General features: G+C 33.7%; 3 protein-coding genes. 2 read left to right on the top strand and 1 reads right to left on the bottom strand.

Annotation, left to right across the window (positions count from 1 at the left end; translation table 11 throughout):
* The coding region (locus tag HP439_RS19040) for a hypothetical protein (protein ID WP_172391902.1) at positions 1-186 on the bottom strand (186 nt) is incomplete at its 3' end.
* A gap of 614 nt (positions 187-800) precedes the next feature.
* Between HP439_RS19040 and HP439_RS19035 the strand changes: the two genes are divergently transcribed.
* On the top strand, positions 801-1166 hold the full coding sequence (locus HP439_RS19035) for a response regulator transcription factor (RefSeq protein ID WP_172391901.1): 366 nt from the start codon (positions 801-803) through the stop codon (positions 1164-1166).
* Between the two features lie 5 nt (positions 1167-1171).
* Positions 1172-1542 (top strand): hypothetical protein (locus HP439_RS19030; protein WP_172391900.1); only part of this gene is annotated, 371 nt, incomplete at its 3' end.

Here is a 1542-nt window from a genome sequence, read left to right as displayed (position 1 = left end):
CTCTTGATTGTTCTCGATTTCAATCATGATTTCTGGAATAATTGCCGGAACAGTTAAATCAAGGCGTGCTTCTTCGGTACTGTCGTCTACGGGTTTAGGACCATCTTTTGTACAGGAAACGGCTGTGATGCAAATCGTTGCCATCCAGAATGTTGTTGATAATAGTTTTCTATTTAGGAGTTTCATATTTCTTTTTTATTAATATTTTTGCTCTAAAATACGATTTATGTTTTTTCTTTCGTTTAATGCTTTTGTAGATGTGTTTTTTTGTCGCTAAAGAACTACGAAATGAGCCTGCCAATGAATTTAATTTAGCTAAACGTTGTGGGATCTTGTTCGTCACCTCTAGTTATATAGTGTTATGATGTGTATTTCCTTGATAATTGTGTTAAGTAACTTGATCTTCTCCAGTATTAATTTTGACATACTGTTTGTTTTTTCGTTATTATAATGAAATTTTTATTCTAAATGGGATAATTTTATGCAATTTTTCTGTAAATCATTAATAATATTTATCTGTTATTAAATATTTTTGATATTACACCTGTTTCCATTGTTTTTTGTAGTCGTAATTTAATTTAAATGTCTTTTTGACATCTTTTTATGTTTTATTTTATTTTGTCAAGATAAAATATATTGTAGAGAGAAATTTACATTTTAAAATAAACTCGATCAATTTCATATTATAGCGGAGAAGGCTTAATACATTTGCTCAGCGCAATCGACGACAGTATGAGTTCCCGCTCACTGGCTAAATCGTTTGTTTTGTATTAACTCCTTCGATAAAATTCAAAATGAAGATGATGAAAGAAATACTAATAATCGAGGATAATATTATCCTCCAGAATATGATGCAATTTTTTATGGAACGAGAAGGATACCGAGTTGACGGAGCTCTTTCAGGGAAAGAAGCATTAGCGCTCGTTGAGAAAAGTAGATATGATTTCATCGTGGTCGATCTTATGCTTCCCTATTACAACGGCCTTGAAATTATTGAGCAGGTCCGAGCATCTAAACGGAATGCTCAAACCGGAATTATGATTGTGTCGGACCTGTCTGATGATAATATTATTAAAGATGGTTTCGCTGTTGGGGCGAACGATTTTTTGAAAAAGCCCGTATCACCGAGTGAGCTGTTGACCCGGATAAACTACTTTTTAAGATAGGATATATGAACATAGATTTTAGCCTGCCTTACGGTACCATTTGGAATGTTATTGTTCTAGCTTTTATTTTTTTATGGATGTTCTTCTGGCTAATAACGGTCATATTTATGGGGAGGATTAGATACGTGAAGTTTCGTGAAGAGAAAGCTTATAATGATATCTATACCCAGCTGGTTAGTTTTATCCAACAATGTACGAGTACCCTTCAACAGGGTCAGGAGAAGTCCTCATTACTATTTTCTAAAAATGGAGTTTCGATTTCAAACAATTACCAGATGCGAGCCGTTAGAAGGCTGCTGTTAAGTTATTATGAGCTTTTTAAAGGGGATTATCGTGCGCAGATCGTGAATATCATAAAGGTGAATCATTTGCAGCA

This window comes from Sphingobacterium shayense (assembly GCF_013179575.1).
Lineage (GTDB): Bacteria > Bacteroidota > Bacteroidia > Sphingobacteriales > Sphingobacteriaceae > Sphingobacterium > Sphingobacterium shayense.
Note: the sequence above shows the minus strand (reverse complement) of the source record. Positions and strands in the feature narration are given on the sequence as shown.

Coding starts and splice junctions, on each gene's coding strand:
- HP439_RS19035 (WP_172391901.1), top strand. CDS start 801: ATGATGAAAGAAATACTAATAATCGAGGATAATATTATCCTCCAGAAT.